The organism is Tatumella ptyseos ATCC 33301, from assembly GCF_000735525.1.
In the GTDB taxonomy this organism is placed as follows: Bacteria; Pseudomonadota; Gammaproteobacteria; order Enterobacterales; family Enterobacteriaceae; genus Tatumella; species Tatumella ptyseos.
Genome location: NZ_JMPR01000045.1, coordinates 1 through 17,446 on the forward strand (window position 1 = coordinate 1; position 17,446 = coordinate 17,446).

General features: G+C 55.1%; 18 protein-coding genes and 1 tRNA gene. 14 read left to right on the forward strand and 5 right to left on the reverse strand.

Annotated elements, in window-relative coordinates:
• Positions 1-248: tyrosine-type recombinase/integrase (locus tag GTPT_RS14180; RefSeq protein ID WP_029990820.1), on the forward strand; the 248-nt coding region annotated here is incomplete at its 5' end.
• A 15-nt stretch (positions 249-263) separates the two neighbouring features.
• Here GTPT_RS14180 and GTPT_RS14185 read toward each other — a convergent pair.
• Positions 264-340 (reverse strand) — tRNA-Arg (locus tag GTPT_RS14185).
• Positions 341-518: 178 nt separating this feature from the next.
• On the opposite strand from GTPT_RS14185, the gene folD reads away from it, so the two are divergent.
• Positions 519-1,385, forward strand: coding sequence for a bifunctional methylenetetrahydrofolate dehydrogenase/methenyltetrahydrofolate cyclohydrolase FolD (gene folD, locus GTPT_RS14190; protein WP_025902194.1), 867 nt, complete (start codon positions 519-521; stop codon positions 1,383-1,385).
• Entirely contained in the window at positions 1,385-1,597 is a 213-nt protein-coding gene (ybcJ, locus tag GTPT_RS14195; protein ID WP_025902195.1) for a ribosome-associated protein YbcJ, read from the forward strand. The genes folD and ybcJ overlap by 1 nt, the downstream gene beginning before the upstream one ends.
• 103 nt (positions 1,598-1,700) lie before the next feature.
• On the opposite strand, the gene cysS is transcribed toward ybcJ, so the two are convergent.
• Positions 1,701-3,086, reverse strand: a complete 1,386-nt coding sequence (cysS, locus tag GTPT_RS14200; protein WP_029990822.1) for a cysteine--tRNA ligase — start codon at positions 3,084-3,086, stop codon at positions 1,701-1,703.
• Between the two features lie 222 nt (positions 3,087-3,308).
• Here cysS and ppiB point away from each other — a divergent pair, with 222 nt between their 5' ends.
• The 6 genes from ppiB to GTPT_RS14230 all read left to right on the forward strand — a co-directional run bounded on the left by ppiB (position 3,309) and on the right by GTPT_RS14230 (position 8,105).
• Positions 3,309-3,803: a peptidylprolyl isomerase B gene (ppiB, locus tag GTPT_RS14205; RefSeq protein WP_025902197.1), complete on the forward strand. Its 495-nt coding sequence runs from the start codon at positions 3,309-3,311 to the stop codon at positions 3,801-3,803.
• Positions 3,803-4,519 carry a UDP-2,3-diacylglucosamine diphosphatase gene (lpxH, locus tag GTPT_RS14210; RefSeq protein ID WP_029990824.1) on the forward strand — a complete coding sequence of 239 codons (717 nt, stop codon included), beginning with the start codon at positions 3,803-3,805 and terminating at the stop codon, positions 4,517-4,519. Before ppiB ends, lpxH begins: the two co-directional genes overlap by 1 nt.
• 135 nt (positions 4,520-4,654) lie before the next feature.
• A complete protein-coding gene (gene purE / locus GTPT_RS14215) occupies positions 4,655-5,167 on the forward strand; it encodes a 5-(carboxyamino)imidazole ribonucleotide mutase (protein ID WP_025902199.1) in 513 nt (170 codons plus the stop codon).
• Positions 5,164-6,228, forward strand: a complete 1,065-nt coding sequence (gene purK, locus GTPT_RS14220; protein WP_025902200.1) for a 5-(carboxyamino)imidazole ribonucleotide synthase — start codon at positions 5,164-5,166, stop codon at positions 6,226-6,228. The genes purE and purK overlap by 4 nt, the downstream gene beginning before the upstream one ends.
• A gap of 154 nt (positions 6,229-6,382) precedes the next feature.
• Positions 6,383-7,171 (forward strand): SDR family oxidoreductase, encoded by a 789-nt coding sequence (locus tag GTPT_RS14225; protein WP_025902201.1) that lies wholly within the window; start codon positions 6,383-6,385, stop codon positions 7,169-7,171.
• Positions 7,172-7,247: 76 nt separating this feature from the next.
• Positions 7,248-8,105 (forward strand): co-chaperone YbbN, encoded by an 858-nt coding sequence (locus tag GTPT_RS14230; RefSeq protein WP_025902202.1) that lies wholly within the window; start codon positions 7,248-7,250, stop codon positions 8,103-8,105.
• Here the strand turns inward: GTPT_RS14230 and cueR are convergent.
• Positions 8,099-8,524: a Cu(I)-responsive transcriptional regulator gene (gene cueR / locus GTPT_RS14235; RefSeq protein ID WP_029990825.1), complete on the reverse strand. Its 426-nt coding sequence runs from the start codon at positions 8,522-8,524 to the stop codon at positions 8,099-8,101. The genes GTPT_RS14230 and cueR overlap by 7 nt on opposite strands.
• A 118-nt stretch (positions 8,525-8,642) precedes the next feature.
• Here cueR and GTPT_RS14240 point away from each other — a divergent pair, with 118 nt between their 5' ends.
• The 3 genes from GTPT_RS14240 (at position 8,643) to ybaK (ending at position 12,570) form a co-directional block, all read left to right on the forward strand.
• Positions 8,643-11,189 (forward strand): copper-translocating P-type ATPase, encoded by a 2,547-nt coding sequence (locus tag GTPT_RS14240; protein WP_025902204.1) that lies wholly within the window; start codon positions 8,643-8,645, stop codon positions 11,187-11,189.
• Positions 11,190-11,225: 36 nt separating this feature from the next.
• On the forward strand, positions 11,226-12,029 hold the full coding sequence (locus tag GTPT_RS14245) for a TraB/GumN family protein (RefSeq protein WP_025902205.1): 804 nt from the start codon (positions 11,226-11,228) through the stop codon (positions 12,027-12,029).
• Between the two features lie 61 nt (positions 12,030-12,090).
• Entirely contained in the window at positions 12,091-12,570 is a 480-nt protein-coding gene (ybaK, locus tag GTPT_RS14250; RefSeq protein WP_025902206.1) for a Cys-tRNA(Pro)/Cys-tRNA(Cys) deacylase YbaK, read from the forward strand.
• On the opposite strand, the gene GTPT_RS14255 is transcribed toward ybaK, so the two are convergent.
• Positions 12,567-13,433 (reverse strand): LysR family transcriptional regulator, encoded by an 867-nt coding sequence (locus tag GTPT_RS14255; protein ID WP_029990827.1) that lies wholly within the window; start codon positions 13,431-13,433, stop codon positions 12,567-12,569. The two genes, ybaK and GTPT_RS14255, sit on opposite strands and share 4 nt — an antisense overlap.
• Positions 13,434-13,526: 93 nt before the next feature.
• Between GTPT_RS14255 and GTPT_RS14260 the strand changes: the two genes are divergently transcribed.
• Together GTPT_RS14260 and ybaL are read left to right on the forward strand one after the other, a co-directional pair.
• The gene (locus tag GTPT_RS14260) at positions 13,527-13,961 is read left to right on the forward strand and encodes a PACE efflux transporter (protein ID WP_025902208.1); all 435 of its coding nucleotides are present in this window, start codon (positions 13,527-13,529) and stop codon (positions 13,959-13,961) included.
• Positions 13,962-14,361: 400 nt separating this feature from the next.
• Positions 14,362-16,041, forward strand: coding sequence for a YbaL family putative K(+) efflux transporter (gene ybaL / locus GTPT_RS14265; protein WP_029990829.1), 1,680 nt, complete (start codon positions 14,362-14,364; stop codon positions 16,039-16,041).
• Positions 16,042-16,117: 76 nt separating this feature from the next.
• On the opposite strand, the gene GTPT_RS14270 is transcribed toward ybaL, so the two are convergent.
• Positions 16,118-17,419: an inosine/guanosine kinase gene (locus tag GTPT_RS14270; protein WP_025902209.1), complete on the reverse strand. Its 1,302-nt coding sequence runs from the start codon at positions 17,417-17,419 to the stop codon at positions 16,118-16,120.
• Between the last annotated feature and the right edge of the window lie 27 nt (positions 17,420-17,446).

Below are 17,446 nucleotides of genomic sequence, written 5' to 3' on the forward strand. Positions count from 1 at the left end.
GGGGGATCACCGATTTCAGATTTCACGATCTGAGGCATACATGGGCAAGCTGGCTTATTCAGGCCGGAGTTCCGTTATCGGCATTACAGGAAATGGGCGGTTGGGAAAGCATTGAGATGGTACAGCGATATGCTCACCTTGCACCAAACCATTTAACAGAGCATGCACGGCAAATTGACTCGATTTTCGGGAGTTGTGTCCCAAATCTGTCCCAGGGAGAAAATTTTAGAAAGGAGGTTTCAGGCTAAGTCATTGAAAGTAAATGGCGCGCCCTATAGGATTCGAACCTATGACCTACGGCTTAGAAGGCCGGTGCTCTATCCAACTGAGCTAAGGGCGCCCTGACTTTGCGGGGAATTATACGGTCACCCGCCCCTGAGTCAATATTTTTACGCCGCTTTCGGTTTTACTGCTGAAGGTTTGAACAAAGCCCGGCATTCTTTGCCTGACAGCACGCGTCGCTTCTGACAAAATAGGCGCCTTCACCCTAAGATTTTAACTCCGTGGATTTTTCTCTGATGTCAGCACAGATTATTGATGGTAAAACGATTGCGCAGCAGGTCCGGCTGGAAGTTGCGGAAAAAGTTAAACAACGTCTTGCCGCGGGTAAACGTGCCCCGGGACTGGCGGTAATATTGGTCGGAGAAAACCCGGCATCTCAAATCTATGTCAGCAGTAAACGTAAAGCCTGTGAAGAAGTGGGCTTTATCTCCCGCTCTTACGACTTACCCGGCACAACCTGCGAAGAAGAGCTGCTGGCCCTGATTGATAAGCTGAACGACGATGCAGAGATCGACGGTATCCTGGTCCAGTTACCGCTGCCGGAAGGCATTGATAATGTTAAAGTGCTGGAACGGATCGCCGCTGATAAAGATGTCGATGGTTTCCATCCGTACAACGTGGGCCGCCTGTGCCAGCGCGCTCCCCTGCTTCGCCCGTGTACGCCGCGCGGTATTATGACGCTGCTGGAGCGTTACAATATTGATACCTTCGGTCTGAATGCTGTCGTGATTGGTGCTTCCAATATTGTCGGTCGCCCGATGAGCCTGGAGTTATTACTGGGAGGGTGTACCACTACGGTTACCCACCGTTTCACCCGGGACCTGCGTCAGCATGTCGAAAATGCGGATCTGCTGGTGGTCGCGGTCGGGAAACCAGGATTTATTCCCGGTGAGTGGATCAAACCCGGTGCGGTGGTTATCGATGTCGGCATCAACCGTCTGGACGATGGCCGTGTGGTGGGTGATGTAGAGTTTGATGTCGCCGCAGAACGTGCAGCCTGGATCACCCCGGTGCCCGGTGGCGTGGGTCCGATGACCGTCGCAACACTTATTCAAAATACTTTACAGGCCTGTGAAGAATATCACGATGGAGCAGCAGAATAATGGCAACTTTTTCTTTAGGGAAATTCCCTCACGTCGAACTGTGTGACCTGTTAAAGCTGGAAGGCTGGTCAGAAAGCGGCGCTCAGGCGAAAGCCTTTATCGCCGGGGGGCTGGTGACTGTCGATGGTCAGGTAGAAACCCGTAAGCGCTGCAAAATTGTCAGCGGCCAGACGGTCACTTTTGGTGGTCAGAGCATAACCGTCACCGCTTAACCGGTAGCGATAAAAAGGGCGTCCTGCGGGACGCCCTTTCTTTCTGCAATAAACCCTGATGAACAGTGTTGAGACTCTTTCAGCCTGTTGCGGGCTCCGTCTCTTACTTACGTCGCCAGGTTGTTCCCTGCGGGCCATCTTCAACGATGATCCCCAGCTCATTCAGTTTGTCACGGGCAATATCTGCCTGAGCCCAGTTTTTGGTTTCACGGGCTTCTTTACGCATCACAATCAGTGCCTCGATTTCAGCAACCTCATCATCATTGCTGCCGGCCGCGCTCTGCAGAAACACTTCCGGATCCTGCTGTAACAAGCCCAGCACACCGGATAACTGGCGTAATTTCGCCGCCACACTATCCGCCGCGGCCGGGTCCTCGGCTTTCAGCCGGTTCACTTCGCGCGCCATATCGAACAGCACCGAATAGGCTTCCGGCGTGTTAAAGTCATCGTCCATCGCCTCGCGGAAACGCTGCTCAAACTCAGCGCCTTCCGCCGGTACTGCCGACGGGTCGGTGTTACGTAATGCGGTATACAGACGTTCCAGCGCTGAACGGGCCTGCTTCAGGTTATCTTCGCCGTAGTTTAACTGGCTGCGATAATGTCCGGACATCAGAAAATAACGCACCGTTTCGGCATCATAATGGGCCAGAACATCGCGCACAGTGAAAAAGTTACCCAGTGATTTGGACATCTTCTCGCGGTCCACCATCACCATTCCGGAATGCATCCAGTAATTAACGTATTCACCGCCGTGTGCACAGGTCGATTGCGCAATTTCATTTTCGTGGTGCGGGAACATCAGGTCAGATCCCCCGCCGTGGATATCAAAATGCTCGCCCAGTTGTTTGCAGTTCATGGCCGAACATTCGATGTGCCAGCCCGGACGCCCCTGCCCCCACGGAGATGCCCAGCCAGGTTCATCGGCTTTCGACATTTTCCACAGCACGAAGTCCATCGGGTTTTTCTTCACATCCGCCACTTCCACGCGGGCACCGGCCTGCAACTGTTCCAGGTCCTGACGGGAAAGTTCGCCATAATGGCTGTCGCTCATCACATCAAACATTACATCGCCATTACCGGCAACATACGCATGTCCGCGTTGCAGCAGTTTTTCCACCAGCCCGATAATTTCAGGAATATGGCGGGTGGCGCGGGGTTCAACGTCCGGCGGCAGGATATTCAGCGCAGCAAAATCACGGTGCATTTCGGCAATCATCCGGTCCGTCAGTTCACCGATAGTTTCACCTTTATCGTTCGCACGTTTAATGATTTTGTCATCAATATCCGTGATATTTCTCACGTATTTCAGGTCATATCCCAGATAACGTAAGTAGCGGGAGACCACATCAAAGGCAACGAATGTACGGCCATGGCCAATATGGCACAGGTCATAAACGGTAATACCGCACACGTACATGCCAATTTTCCCGGCATGAATAGGTTTAAATTCCTCTTTTTGTCTGCTCTGAGTGTTATAAATTTTCAGCATTTAACTCTTCCGTTTCTGCGTTTGTTCTGCGTGTGCGATAACTCGGGTTATTGTGCCGTATTTTTCACGGGACTGCGACGTAAAGCAAGTCCGGTAACCGGAGGTAAGCCCCCCCTACTGCCGCATACCTCAAATTTATGGTATAAGGTGCCATCGTAAATGCCCTTTCTGAGTCACAGAAAAGGCTGAAATACTGTACAACAACCATGACAGGATGAAATTATGGTCACTTTCCAGACTAATTTTGGTGATATCGTCATTAAAACCTTTGATGATAAAGCCCCGGCTACCGTAGAAAACTTTCTGACCTACTGCCGTGAAGGTTTTTATGACAACACCATTTTCCATCGCGTCATTAATGGCTTTATGATCCAGGGGGGTGGTTTTGAGCCAGGAATGAAGCAGAAATCCACCAACGCTGAAATCCGTAACGAAGCCAGCAATGGCCTGAAGAACACCCGTGGTACGCTGGCGATGGCTCGTACCTCTGCACCACACTCTGCGACAGCACAGTTCTTCATCAACGTTGCAGATAATGACTTCCTGAACTTCCGTGATGAAAGCGTTCAGGGCTGGGGCTACTGTGTCTTCGCTGAAGTGGTTGAAGGTATGGATGTGGTCGAAAAAATCAAAGCGGTTTCTACCGGCCGTAGCGGTATGCATCAGGACGTACCAAAAGAAGACGTCATCATTCAGAAAGTGACCATCAGCGAGTAATGTCGCGGACACTTTTTATTGCAGATTTGCATCTGTGTCAGCAGGAACCGGCAATTACTGCCGGTTTTCTGCGTTTTTTACAGCGTGAAGCCACAGAATGTGAAGCCCTGTATATCCTGGGCGATCTGTTCGAAAGCTGGATCGGGGATGATGACCCGAACCCGCTGCACCAGCAGGTCGCTGAGGCGCTCTCTGCCCTGACGATCCCTATCTGGTTTATCCATGGTAACCGCGATTTCTTACTGGGGAAAAAGTTCGCTGCCCGCTGTGGTATGCAGTTACTCCCCGAAGAGCAGTTACTGGAGCTCTATGGTCACCGCGTCCTGATTATGCATGGTGATACCCTCTGTACCGATGATGCCGGTTACCTGCGGTTTCGCGAGAAAGTTCACCAGCCCTGGCTACAGCGCCTGTTTCTGATGCTGCCGTTGCGGCTACGTCAGAAAATCGCCGTCAGACTGCGTAATGACAGTCAGCAGGCTAATCAGACCAAAAGCCAGCAGATCATGGATGTAAATCCACAGGCCGTCGAAGCCGTGATGCAACGTTATCAGGCTTCCCTGTTGATCCATGGTCATACCCATCGTCCGGCCATTCATCGTCTCAGTGTCGGTCAGCAGCCCGCAGAGCGGGCCGTCCTCGGTGCCTGGCATCAGGAAGGTTCCATGATCCAGCTGGATGCCGACGGCGTCAACCTCATCGCTTTCCCCTGGTAAATCAGGATATTTTGCCCGGTTGTGTCGCGACGCAACCGTTTTCCTCTGCCCCGACTCATGCTATTCTCACGCCCTTCTCAAGGTGTATTACCTGTCCGCCTTCAGGTTTTTTATCTACTCACAGGAGTTGACCGCATGTCGTCGAATACTGCCCCGGCCCGTATCGCCATCATTATGGGTTCTAAAAGTGACTGGGCTACGATGCAGTATGCTGCAGAAATTCTTAACGAACTGGACCTTGCTCACCACGTGGAAGTGGTGTCTGCACACCGCACCCCGGACAAACTGTTCAGCTTTGCTGAGAATGCACAGGACCAGGGCTTTCATGTGATTATTGCCGGCGCCGGTGGCGCGGCTCACCTGCCGGGGATGCTGGCTGCCAAAACCCTGGTGCCGGTACTGGGCGTACCGGTACAGAGCGCAGCGCTCAGCGGTGTCGACAGCCTGTACTCTATCGTGCAGATGCCTCGCGGGATCCCGGTCGGGACGCTGGCTATCGGTAAAGCCGGTGCCGCTAATGCTGCCCTGCTGGCCGCGCAAATCCTGGCCGTCAACGATGCCGGACTGGCACAACGTCTGTCCGACTGGCGGACACAGCAAAGTGAAGCGGTACTGAACCATCCGGACCCGCGGGAGGCAGAGGCATGAAACCGGTTTGCGTATTAGGTAACGGACAACTGGGACGGATGTTACGCCAGGCGGGGGAGCCGCTGGGGATCGCCGTCTACCCTGTCGGGATTGATGCTGAACCGGAAAGCCTGCCTATCCGCGAGAGCGTCATTACCGCCGAAATCGAACGCTGGCCGGAAACCCCGCTGACACAGGCCCTGGCCAGTCATCCGGCGTTTGTGAACCGGGATATTTTTCCGCGCCTTGCCGATCGCCTGACCCAGAAACAACTGCTCGATCAGTTAGGCCTGGCCACAGCCCCGTGGCAACTGCTGAGCGATGCGGCACAGTGGCCGGACGTCTTTAAACGCCTTGGCGACCTGGCCATCGTGAAACGCAGGACCGGCGGCTATGATGGCCGTGGACAGTGGCGTCTGCGGGAGAGCGATTGTCAGACGCTGCCGGAAGAGTGCTATGGCGAGTGTATCGTGGAGCAGGGAATAGATTTTTCCGGTGAGGTTTCCCTGGTGGGTGCCCGTGGTCACGATGGCACCCTGGTCTTTTATCCGCTGACCCATAACCTGCACCATAACGGCATCCTGTTGTGCAGCGTTGCCCTGCCTGAGCCGGATGCCGCACAGCAACGTCAGGCAGAAGCGATGCTGACGGCGATTATGCAGGAACTGGATTATGTCGGTGTGATGGCGATGGAATGCTTTATTACGCCTGAAGGTCTGTTAATTAATGAACTGGCACCGCGGGTTCATAATAGCGGCCACTGGACGCAGAACGGTGCCTCGATCAGTCAGTTCGCGTTGCATCTGCGGGCGATCACCGGCCTGCCTCTGCCCGAACCGGTGGTCTTCGCGCCGTCGGTGATGGTTAACCTGATAGGCTGCGCGCTGGACACACAGTGGCTGTCACATCCTCTGGTCCATTTGCACTGGTACGACAAAGAGGTTCGTCCGGGCCGTAAGCTGGGCCACCTGAACCTGACCGACAGTCATACTCTCCGTCTGCAGCAGGAGTTACGGGCACTGGCCTGCCGGTTACCGGCCGAATATGCCGCCGCCATCGACTGGGCTTGCGAAAAACTCTGAACCTTTGACCGTGGCGGCCTCCGGTCGCTGCGGTCATATCTTCCCTCACCCTGTCTGCTCCGCAATTGGTACTCTGCCGGTTTTGTGTGTAATACTTTACCGGACCGGGCGCCTGAGGCTGAGGCGCATCCTTTCCCCCTTCTGATGTGATGTTATGCAAAAAAATATTCTGATTACCGGCTGCTCAAGCGGCATCGGTGCGGTTGCCGCCAGCGATTTACTCAACCGCGGTTATCGTGTGATTGCCGCCTGCAGAAAACCGGACGATGTGCGCCGCATGGAGCAACTGGGATATTGCGGCATTCTGCTGGATCTGGACGATGAGGAGAGTGTCAGTAACGCGGCCCGTGAGGTGATCAGGCTGTGTAATGGCAGGCTGCACGGACTGTTCAATAATGCCGGCTTTGGTGTGTATGGCGCCTTACCTGCCCTGTCCCGCCAGCAGATGGAAAAGCAGTTTTCCGCCAACTTCTTTGCGGTTCACCAGCTGACGATGCTGCTGTTACCCGCCCTGAGAGCGGCCGGGAATGCCCGTATTATCAACACCAGTTCGGTGATGGGGTTGATCTCCACCCCCGGCCGGGGTGCCTATGCCGCCAGCAAATATGCCCTTGAGGCCTGGTCTGATGCACTGCGTATGGAGCTGAAACCTGAAGGTATTCAGGTCAGTCTGATCGAACCCGGCCCTATTTCAACGGGTTTCAGCGATAATGTCGTGCAGGGTGTCGCCGATAAACCGGTCACTAATCCCGGTATTGCGGCACGCTTTACCCTGCCGCCGGAAGCCGTACTGCCGAAATTACGGCATGCACTGGAGAGTCGTTTTCCGAAACAGCGTTATCCGGTGACCGTCGTCGCCCATGTGATGTCTGTCGCACGCCGTCTGTTACCCGGGGTATTACTGGATCGGATTTTAAGCAATCACTCCGCCAGAAAGAAATAACCGGTTGAAGTTCAGGGAGAGATCCCCCATATCCTGTGGATAACGGTAACCATTTTCAGACCAAGGAATACAGCTTATGTTACAGCAAGCCCCGATCACTGACGTTAACGAATCCAATCTGCAGCAGGTGCTTGAGCAGTCAATGCAGGTACCGGTGCTGTTTTATTTCTGGTCTGCCCGCAGCCAGCATTGTCAGGAACTGACCCCCGTGCTGGAAAAACTGGCCGGCGAATATCAGGGACAATTTGTGCTGGCAAAACTGGATTGTGATGAGCAACAGATGGTCGCTTCACAGTTTGGTCTGAGAGCTATCCCTACCGTCTATCTGTTTAAGGACGGTCAGCCGGTCGATGGTTTCCAGGGCCCGCAACCGGAAGACGCCATCCGCGCACTGTTGCAAAAAGTTCTGCCGCGTGAAGATGAAATTAAGCTTCAGCAAGCCACCGCATTACTGGCTGAAGAGAAACCGCTGGAAGCATTGCCTTTACTGAAAGACGCATGGCAGCTCAGCCAGCAATCCAGTGAGACGGGCTTCCTGCTGGCCGAAACGCTGATCACCCTGAACCGCAGTGACGAGGCCGAAGAAGTTCTGAAGCACGTTCCGTTGCAGGATCAGGATAGCCGTTACCAGGGGCTGATCGCCCAAATCGATCTGCTGCGCCAGGCCGCTGATACCCCGGAAATTCAGCAGTTACAGAGCGAGCTGGACGCAGACCCGGCTAATGCGGCTCTTGCCGCAAAACTGGCCGTACAGTTTCATCAGGTCGGACGTAACGAAGAAGCGCTGGAGTTGCTGTTCAGCTTTCTGAAAAGCGACCTCGCCGCCGGCGGGGGTGAACTGCGTAAAACATTTCAGGAGATCCTGGCCGCGCTGGGTACCGGGGATGCGTTAGCCGGTAAATTCCGCCGTCAGCTCTATTCCCTGCTTTACTGATCGACGGGCTTCGGGTTCGCTGTCTGATGACAGCACCCGGCCAGAGAATCGATAATCGGACAGGCTGCCCCGTCATCCCCGGGGCAGCTTTCTGCCAGTGAGAGCAACCGCTGTCGCATCTGTTGCAGTTCTGCCATCTGCCTGTCCAGTTCCTGTACCTTTCTGAGCGTTCTGGCTTTTATTTCCGCGCTGTGACGCTGCGGGTCGTTAAACATACCCACCAGCTCGCGACACTCTTCCAGACTGAACCCGACCTGCCGCGCCTGACGCAATAACGTCAGTTCTTCAATGTGGTGACTGACATAATGCCGATAGCCGTTGGCCGAGCGCTCCGGAGGGGTAATGATGCCCTTCTCTTCATAAAACCGTATCGCTTTACCGGATAACCCGGTTTTACGTGCAATATCACTGATGTTCATCAGGCTTCTCCGTAGTAACAAGGGCCGGGAGTGCTTTTTCTGTTGACCTTTACCTTACCGGAAGGTTTAGACTTTTAATATCGTGATGATCCACGTTCTGTAATAGAAGGAAAAAACTATGTCTGATACTACACAACTGAAACTGGAGGGTCTTTCCTGCGGTCACTGCATCCGGCGAGTCAAAGAGGTGCTGGAACAGCGCAGTGATGTGACGGCTGCCGAAGTCACCCTGGAACAGGCTCAGGTGACCGGTACCGCCCGGGCAGCAGACCTGATCGCTGATATTGAACAGGCCGGTTACCATGCCAGCCAGCAGACCGGTGAAAGCCACCCAAAGTCTGAACCGCTGACAGCAACAGATCCCGCGCCGGACGGGCTGCCAGCGGATACCGTTCCGGCCTCCCCGCTGAACGATGACGGTCAGGCCGTCCAGCTGCTGATTGAAGGTATGAGCTGCGCGAGCTGTGTCAGCCGGGTTGAAAAAGCCCTCAGCCAGGTCTCCGGCGTCCGTCAGGCGCGGGTGAACCTGGCCGATCGCAGTGCACTGGTTTCAGGAAAACCGAAGCCTGACGCCCTGCTGGCCGCGGTCAGCGCCGCCGGGTACAACGCACTGCTGATCACCGACGAGCACGAACGCCGTGAAACGCAGAAGAAAACGTCACGGCAAAGTTTTATCCGTTTCAGCTGGCAGGCTGCGCTGGCTCTGCTGACCGGTATCCCTGTGATGATTTGGGGGATGACCGGCCAGCATATGATGCTGAGCGCGGAGAACCATACGCTCTGGCTGAGTATCGGGGTGATCACCCTGCTGGTCATGATCCTCTCCGGCGCACATTTCTACCGTAGTGCATGGAAAAGTCTGCGTAACCGGACCGCGACCATGGATACGCTGGTCGCGCTGGGTACCGCCGTCGCCTGGCTGTATTCGGCCGCGGTGGTGCTGTTTCCGGACCACTTTCCTGACGCCGCACGCCATCTCTATTTTGAAGCCTGCACCATGATCATCGGGCTGATTAATCTCGGGCATGCGCTGGAACAGCGCGCACGCCAGCACTCCTCACAGGCACTGGAAAAATTAATCGCCCTCGCCCCGGCGGAAGCCACCGTACTGAACGGTAAAGAGGAAAGACGTCTGCCGGTCAGTGCCATCGAAACCGGTATGCAGATCCGCCTGCGGACCGGGGATCGGATCCCGGTGGACGGAGTGATCAGCGACGGTGAAGGCCGTGTCGACGAGTCCATGCTGACCGGCGAAGCCTGGCCACAGAAGAAACAGGCCGGTGACACCCTCCACGCCGGGACTCTGGTCAGTGACGGTACACTGATATTCCGGGCAACGGCGACCGGGAAGAATACGGCACTGGCCCGTATTATCTCTCTGGTCAGAAATGCTCAAAGCAGTAAGCCGCGCATCGGCCAGCTGGCTGATCGTATTTCTGCCGTCTTTGTCCCGGCAGTGATTGCCATTGCGCTGCTCAGCGGAGTTATCTGGTATCTGGCCGGACCGGCCCCGCAACTTGCCTACAGCATGGTCGTGATCACCACTGTACTGATCATTGCCTGCCCCTGTGCCCTGGGACTGGCGACCCCGATGTCGGTGATTGCCGGTGTGGGCCGGGCCGCCGTTGCCGGCGTGCTGGTAAAAGATGCCGATGCGCTGCAACAGGCGAGCACCGCGGATACCGTCGTGTTCGACAAAACCGGGACACTGACCACCGGACATCCCTCCGTGACCGGTATCACGCTGTTTAACGATGCCGATCCTGATGAAGTCCTGTCGCTGGCAGCCGCGATGGAAAAGCACTCATCACATCCGCTGGCCACAGCCATCCTGGCCCGTGCTCCGGACAGCGTGTTGCCCGATATCGGTAATGTCCGGACGGTTGCGGGCAAAGGTCTGTCCGCCCGCTATCAGGCACAGTCGCTGTTACTGGGTAATATGGCTCTGCTGACAGAGGCAGAGGTAGACCTGAGTGTGGCGGCTGATGCCGTCAGGCAGGCGGCAGAACGGGGCGAAACCCCGGTATTGCTGGCAATAGACAACCGGCCTGCAGCCCTGATGACGGTCAGTGACCCGCTGCGTCCGGAAACTCCCCGGGTGGTACAGCAGCTACAGCGACTCGGCTATAACGTGGTCATGCTGACCGGCGACCAGCCCGAAACGGCCAGCGTGATTGCCAAAGCCGCCGGGATCCCGCAGGTGATCGCCGGGGTTCTGCCGGATGAAAAGGCCGCAACCATCCGTGCGTTACAGCAAAAAGGTCACCGCGTCGCCATGGTCGGTGACGGCATCAACGATGCCCCGGCCCTGGCGCAGGCCGACACCGGGATTGCTATCCGTGGTGGCAGCGATGTGGCCATAGAAACCGCCACCCTGGCATTAATGCGTAATGATCTTCAGGCGGTTGCGGACGGACTGCTGATCGCCCGGGCCACCCTGCGCAATATGAAACAAAATCTGCTGGGCGCGTTTATTTACAACTGTATCGGGATCCCGGTCGCGGCCGGAGTACTTTACCCGCTGACCGGCACCTTGCTGAACCCGGTCATTGCCGGTGCCGCAATGGCGCTCTCCTCCATCACGGTAGTCACCAATGCTAACCGCTTATTACGCTACCGGTTACCGGTGCAGAATAAGCTACCCCCGGAACGCGAAAATGACTAGCATAGAGAGACTCTCTGAACCACGGTATTTCAGGTAATGACACTCCTCTGGCCGCGACTGGAAAAACTATGGCGCTTTCTTCATCCGGTAAGCTATGCCTGGCCGGCGGTTGACCTTCGGGTAAATGACAGCCGGATCCATCTGACCGGGAGTATCCATATGGGTACGCGGGATATGTACCCGCTGGCTGAGCCTCTGCTAAAGCAGTTACGGGCCGCCGATGCGCTGATTGTTGAAGCCGATATTCTGTCATCGCCCTCCCTGCCACCACAATCCGAGGCCCGGGCGCCACTGCAGGAACGGTTTGATGCCGCACTGAATGCAGAGCTTGAACAACGTTGTACGGAGTGTGAATTGCCTGTCTCAACGCTGGAGACCTTGCCGGCCTGGCAGATTGCGCTGATATTACAGAGCCGGCAGGCACAGCGGTTAGGGCTGCGGCCGGAATACGGGATTGATTATCAGCTACTGCAGGCTGCAAAAAACCTGAATAAGCCCGTGATCGAGCTTGAAGGGGCCGGAACCCAGCTCGGGATGTTAATCCGCTTACCGGATGATGGCATCGACCTGCTGGCGGACTCCTTACAACACTGGCACACCAATGCCCGGTTACTGCAAACCATGATCAGCTGGTGGGTGGAAGGCCCGCCACGTGAAGGTCTGCCTCATGGCCTGCTGCCCTCTTCTTTTGGTCATTCCCTGAATGATGTGCTGATAAAAAAACGTAATGCCGAATGGAAGCAGAAACTGATCCGGTTGCCTCCGGGCCGCTACCTGATGGCGGTGGGGGCATTACACCTTTATGGTGACGATAATTTGCCAGCGATGTTTGGCCGGTGACCCTCTGCCTGTCAGAGGATCGAAATAGTATGTATATCAGATAGTTTACAAGGATCTCTTTATGACGCCTGCCATCAACCTGCTGGAAAAGCAGAAGACTCAATTTCGTATTCATCAGTATGATCACGACAGTAATGAGACAAATTTTGGCGATGAAGTGGTACGCAAACTTCAGCTGGATGCTGCTCAGGTGTTTAAAACGTTACTGGTGGCGCTGAATGGCGACAGTAAACATCTGGCCGTGGCGGTCACCCCGGTGGCAACACAGCTTGACCTGAAAAAAGTCGCTAAAGCGCTGGGCGCTAAAAAAGCAGAGATGGCCGACCCGCAACTGGCTCAGCGGGTGACCGGCTACCTGGTCGGCGGGATCAGCCCGTTAGGACAGAAGAAACGTCTGCCGACGGTGATTGATGCCAGTGCCGCGTCCCTGCCGGACATGTATATCTCCGGGGGAAAACGCGGGCTGGATATTTCGCTGGCACCGGCAGACCTGGCCGCTCTGCTGACGGCCCCTTTTGCAGAGATCGCGCGCCACGACTAATCCTTCTGCTGACAAAGCTGGTCAATCATCCAATAACCCGCCGGACCCGGGGGATGGCGGGTTGACCAGATCACATCCATCCGGCTTTGTTGCGGCCAGCCAGCTAACGTCAGAGGGTGCAATACCCCCCGTCCGAATTGTCTGACCAGCCAGCAGGGTAAGGTTGTCCAGCCAAATCCCTGTTCTGCCATATCCAGTAGCAACAGATAAGAAGAGGCTGACCACGAATGCCCTTCACTTTTATTGTCGGGAGGCCGTACCCAGGTATTCAGCCGCAGTTGCCGGACCGCTTTGAGGTGTGCCGCACTGAGCTGTACGTTAGCCGCCAAAGGGTGCTGGTGATGAATATAGAGGCCCATGCTGACCAGCACCTGCAGGCGCCGGGCGACCAGGTCCGGCGGCAAGGCGGGTTGTTCACGCACGACACCCAGGTGGGCCCGTCCGGTTTGCAGAAGGTCGAGCACGTCATCATCTTCCGCGACCATGCATTCAAATTCGATATCCTGATACCGTTCTTCAAAACGGTGTAACAGGATTTCATGATGCTCAGCGGGCCAGATATCGGACACGGCCAGTGTCAGCCTCGGCTCGGTACCGCGGGATAAACCTATCGCTAAATCATCCAGACGACGGCTGGCGGCCAGGATCTCTTTGACTCTGGCCAGCGCGCGACGCCCCTCTTCCGTCAGTACCGGCTGCCTTCCGCGCCGGTCAAATAACAGAAACCCTATATCATCTTCCAGCCGGGCGACTGCGGCACTGATGGTGGACTGGCTTTTTCCCAGATAACGGGCAGCGGCAGAAAATGAACCGCAGGCATCGGTCTGAACAAAGGCTTCGAGTGACTCCGGGGAATAACGCATAACTCACCTATCGGTTTTTACGATACCTGGTCATTTTACCTGCCATCCTGTGGCTGGGAAAATAGCGATCAGAAAAAATAAGGAGTCATGATCATGCGTACCCGTTCTGCTTACGAGCGTCTGTTACATACCCTGGGCTATGAGTTTTTTGCTTTACTGATCACTATTCCCGGCGCCGCCTGGATCACGGGCCAGCCGATCACCGGGATGGGTATCACTGCGGTGGCCCTCTCTTTACTGGCAATGGTCTGGAACCTGCTCTTTAATATGGGTTTTGATCACTTCTTCCCGCCGGGCGTTCCCCGCGCCGCGGGTATCCGCATCTTACATGCGGCGGGGTTTGAAGGCGGATTTGTACTGTTTGCCGTCCCTGTGACGGCAGGAATGTTAGCTATCAGTCTTACTGAAGCACTGCTGCTGGATATTGGTTTCCTGCTGTTCTACCTGCCCTACACTTATCTCTTCAACCTGGGCTGGGATAAACTAATGGCTCTGATGCTGCGGGATGCAACGGCAGCCTCGCGGTAAAAGGCTACGGGATGTTCTCCGGGCGGCCTTCAGGGAAGTCCCGGCATTCTGTGCCACCAGGATCCTGTTCAGCCAGCGGAAGATCCGTAATATCAGCGATTATAATGAGTCGATAAATACGGGGTTTTGTCAGGAAAACTAAAAAAACCGTGTCTGTCTCTCAACTTTCGCCCGCACTGTTTGTGTCATTCTGCTGTTTTACTTATTATTTCTTTAAGGGTTTATTCAGTAAATTCAGGCTGACAGACAGGATCCCGCCTGTTTTTCCCCTTATGCATTTTCTTTATGACTCAGTAACGGATTTTTAACTGTTTTATCGCGACTGTCCGTCCGGCGGATAGCGTATTTTTCCTCTCACCCCTGGCAGAAAACGCAATCGCCCGGCTTTAAAGGAGAGACCATGCATCATACTACCCCTCTTATCACCACTATCGTCAGCGCATTGGTACTGGCCTTTTTACTGGGTATGCTGGCGAATAAATTGCGATTCTCCCCGCTGGTCGGCTATTTACTTGCCGGTGTCCTGGTCGGGCCTTTTACCCCGGGCTTTGTGGCAGATACCAATCTGGCACCGGAACTGGCCGAACTCGGGGTTATTCTGCTGATGTTTGGTGTCGGGCTGCATTTCTCCCTGAAAGACCTGATGACCGTAAAAGCCATCGCTATCCCCGGGGCCATCGCACAGATTTTCGTTGCAACATTACTGGGGATCGGTCTTTCCGCCATTCTTGGCTGGAGCATGATGACCGGGCTGGTTTTCGGGCTTTGCCTCTCAACGGCAAGTACAGTCGTTCTGCTCAGAGCTCTGGAGGAGCGACAACTGGTAGACAGTCAGCGCGGACGTATCGCCATTGGCTGGCTGATTGTGGAAGACCTGGTGATGGTCCTGACTCTGGTTCTGTTACCCGCCATTGCCGGGATGATGGAGCAGGGAAATGCCAGTGTCGGTCTGCTGTTTCGCGATCTGCTGATCACCATCGGCAAAGTAGTCGCCTTTATGGTGATTATGGTCGTCTTTGGTCGCCGCGTAGTCCCCTGGATCCTGGCGAAAAGTGCGGCGACCGGGTCGCGGGAGTTATTCACCCTGGCGGTGCTTGCACTGGCTCTCGGTATCGCATTTGGTGCTGTGGAATTTTTTGATGTGTCATTTGCATTGGGGGCATTCTTTGCCGGGATGGTGCTGAACGAATCAGAACTCAGTCATCGGGCAGCCCATGATACGCTGCCACTGCGCGATGCCTTTGCGGTGCTGTTTTTTGTCTCGGTCGGTATGCTGTTTGACCCGCATATTCTGATTGAACGTCCCCTGGCGGTCTTCGGTGCACTGGCCATTGTCCTGGCAGGAAAATCAGTGGCTGCCTGGCTGCTGGTCACCTGGCTTGGCCATACACGACGCACGGCGTTAACCATCTCCGTCAGTCTGGCACAGATTGGTGAGTTTGCCTTTATTCTGGCCGGCCTGGGGGGCTCGCTGGGATTGCTGAACGATGACGGCCGTAATCTGGTACTGGCCGCCGCCATTCTCTCCATTATGGTCAACCCGGTCATGTTCAGCCTTGCAGAGCGCTATCTGGCCACGACAGAGCCATCTGCAGAGACTCCCCCTTCCGGCGAAACTATCGCTCCGGAAGAACCCCCCGTGCCACTAAATATCTGTCATCATGCCATTGTCGTCGGTTACGGGCGGGTCGGAAGCCTGCTTTGTCAGAAGCTCCGGCAGCTACAGGTGCCGGTCGTGGTGGTCGAAACCAGTCGCCCCAGGGTAGAGGTGATCCGCGAACAGGGGTTCGCCGCTGTCGCCGGTAATGCCGCACGTACGGACACCATGGAAATAGCCCGGCTTGACTGCGCCCGCTGGCTGTTTTTAACCATTCCAAACGGTTATGAGTCCGGCGAGGTGGCGGCGGCGGCCCGCGAGAAACGACAGGATATCGCCATTATTGCCCGCGCTCACTATGACGATGAGGTCATCTACCTCACCGAACACGGTGCGGATAAGGTCATTATGGGCGAGCGGGAAATTGCCAAAAGTATGACAAATATTCTGGCGGCGGAAAGTTCAGCGCCGCAGGCGGTATAGCCACCTGCCGCGATACGGTGACCCGGAGATAAGTATGAGCATGCGTCCGTGAATAACACCACGGGCGCAGTCTGTATTATCTGTCCCAGTAGGCCTCTTCCAGGCTGTCTTCGCGCTCAGGCAACCCGCGACTCAGGCGCGGAGAATGCTGATTCAGTACCTGATAGCTGACACGGTTCGCATACTTGCAGACCTGAGCCAGTGAGGAATACGTCAGGAAGGACTGAGTATGTTTAGCCGAATTCGGGACTTTCTGCCGATGATAGTTATTGGCTGAAATGTCATGTAATACCGCGGCCAGTGCCCCATCCCCCGCGCCGTTGGTGTTCATGATTTTTTCCGGCCCGCCCATATAGGGGGCAATATGGGAAAAGACTTTCACCGGGCGGGTACAATCCTGATAGCGCATGGCGCGACTAAATTCATACTGGTTAAATTCAGCAATGGCACCGGGTAACAATGGCAGGTTGGTACGTCGTAATACGTCTTCGTCGCTGTAGCCAGCCATATAAAGCCCCGCCGGACCGGCAGTGCAAAGCACCAGATCAACCCACTGTAATGCCATATCTGCGGCCAGCAGCGGGTCCGATTCGCCGGTCAGTTCACAGGCTTCATCTTCGTTCATGGCAACAATCGAGATATGCTCATGCAAAAAGTCACGCCAGAATGCCGGGTTTTCGGCAATGACATGACGGGTGCCCAGGGTCAGTACCACCGGAACCTGATGTTTTTTAGCGTATTCGATAGCTTTCATGGTGGCCTGCGGCATGGGTTCCCCCTCTTTCGCTCGCACCAGGTAAGAAGTCAGGACCAGCGCCGAGGCCTCAGCAATGACAGCTTCCGGAATATTATCCGGATGCAGCTGATTCATGGCGCCCGGGCTTATCGCAAAGGTACGTTCGCCGTTGTCGCCTATCAGGGTATAACAACGACCAATCGAGCCGTTAACGCCCTGCAGACAGTTCAGGTCAACTTTGCTTGAGGTATTACACAGATAGCGGTACGCATAATCACCGACCGTAATATTGCCGCACATAACGCCCAACAGCACCGAGCGATCATCCGCCAGCACCGAGTAGTTATGCAGGGTATTACCGATAGTCCCGCCGGCAAACTGATCACTGATAAGCTTTTTCTGCACTAATTCCTGATACAGCGCTTCAGCAACATCATCCTCGATGACCAGTGAATGCCCGCGACTGAGGCCATAACGTTCAATAAAAGCATCATCGACTTTTGCTTCTATATCAACCATCGTCTGGTCAATGCCGACCACAGGAGAAGTCGTCACTAACTCTGCAGGATCAGCCTGCAACAGAGGGTCACGGGCACTGACCGGGAAGTAATGTTTAGATTTACGCTGACCAGGAAATTTCATATTTTTAAGTTAATCGCAGGAATAAAG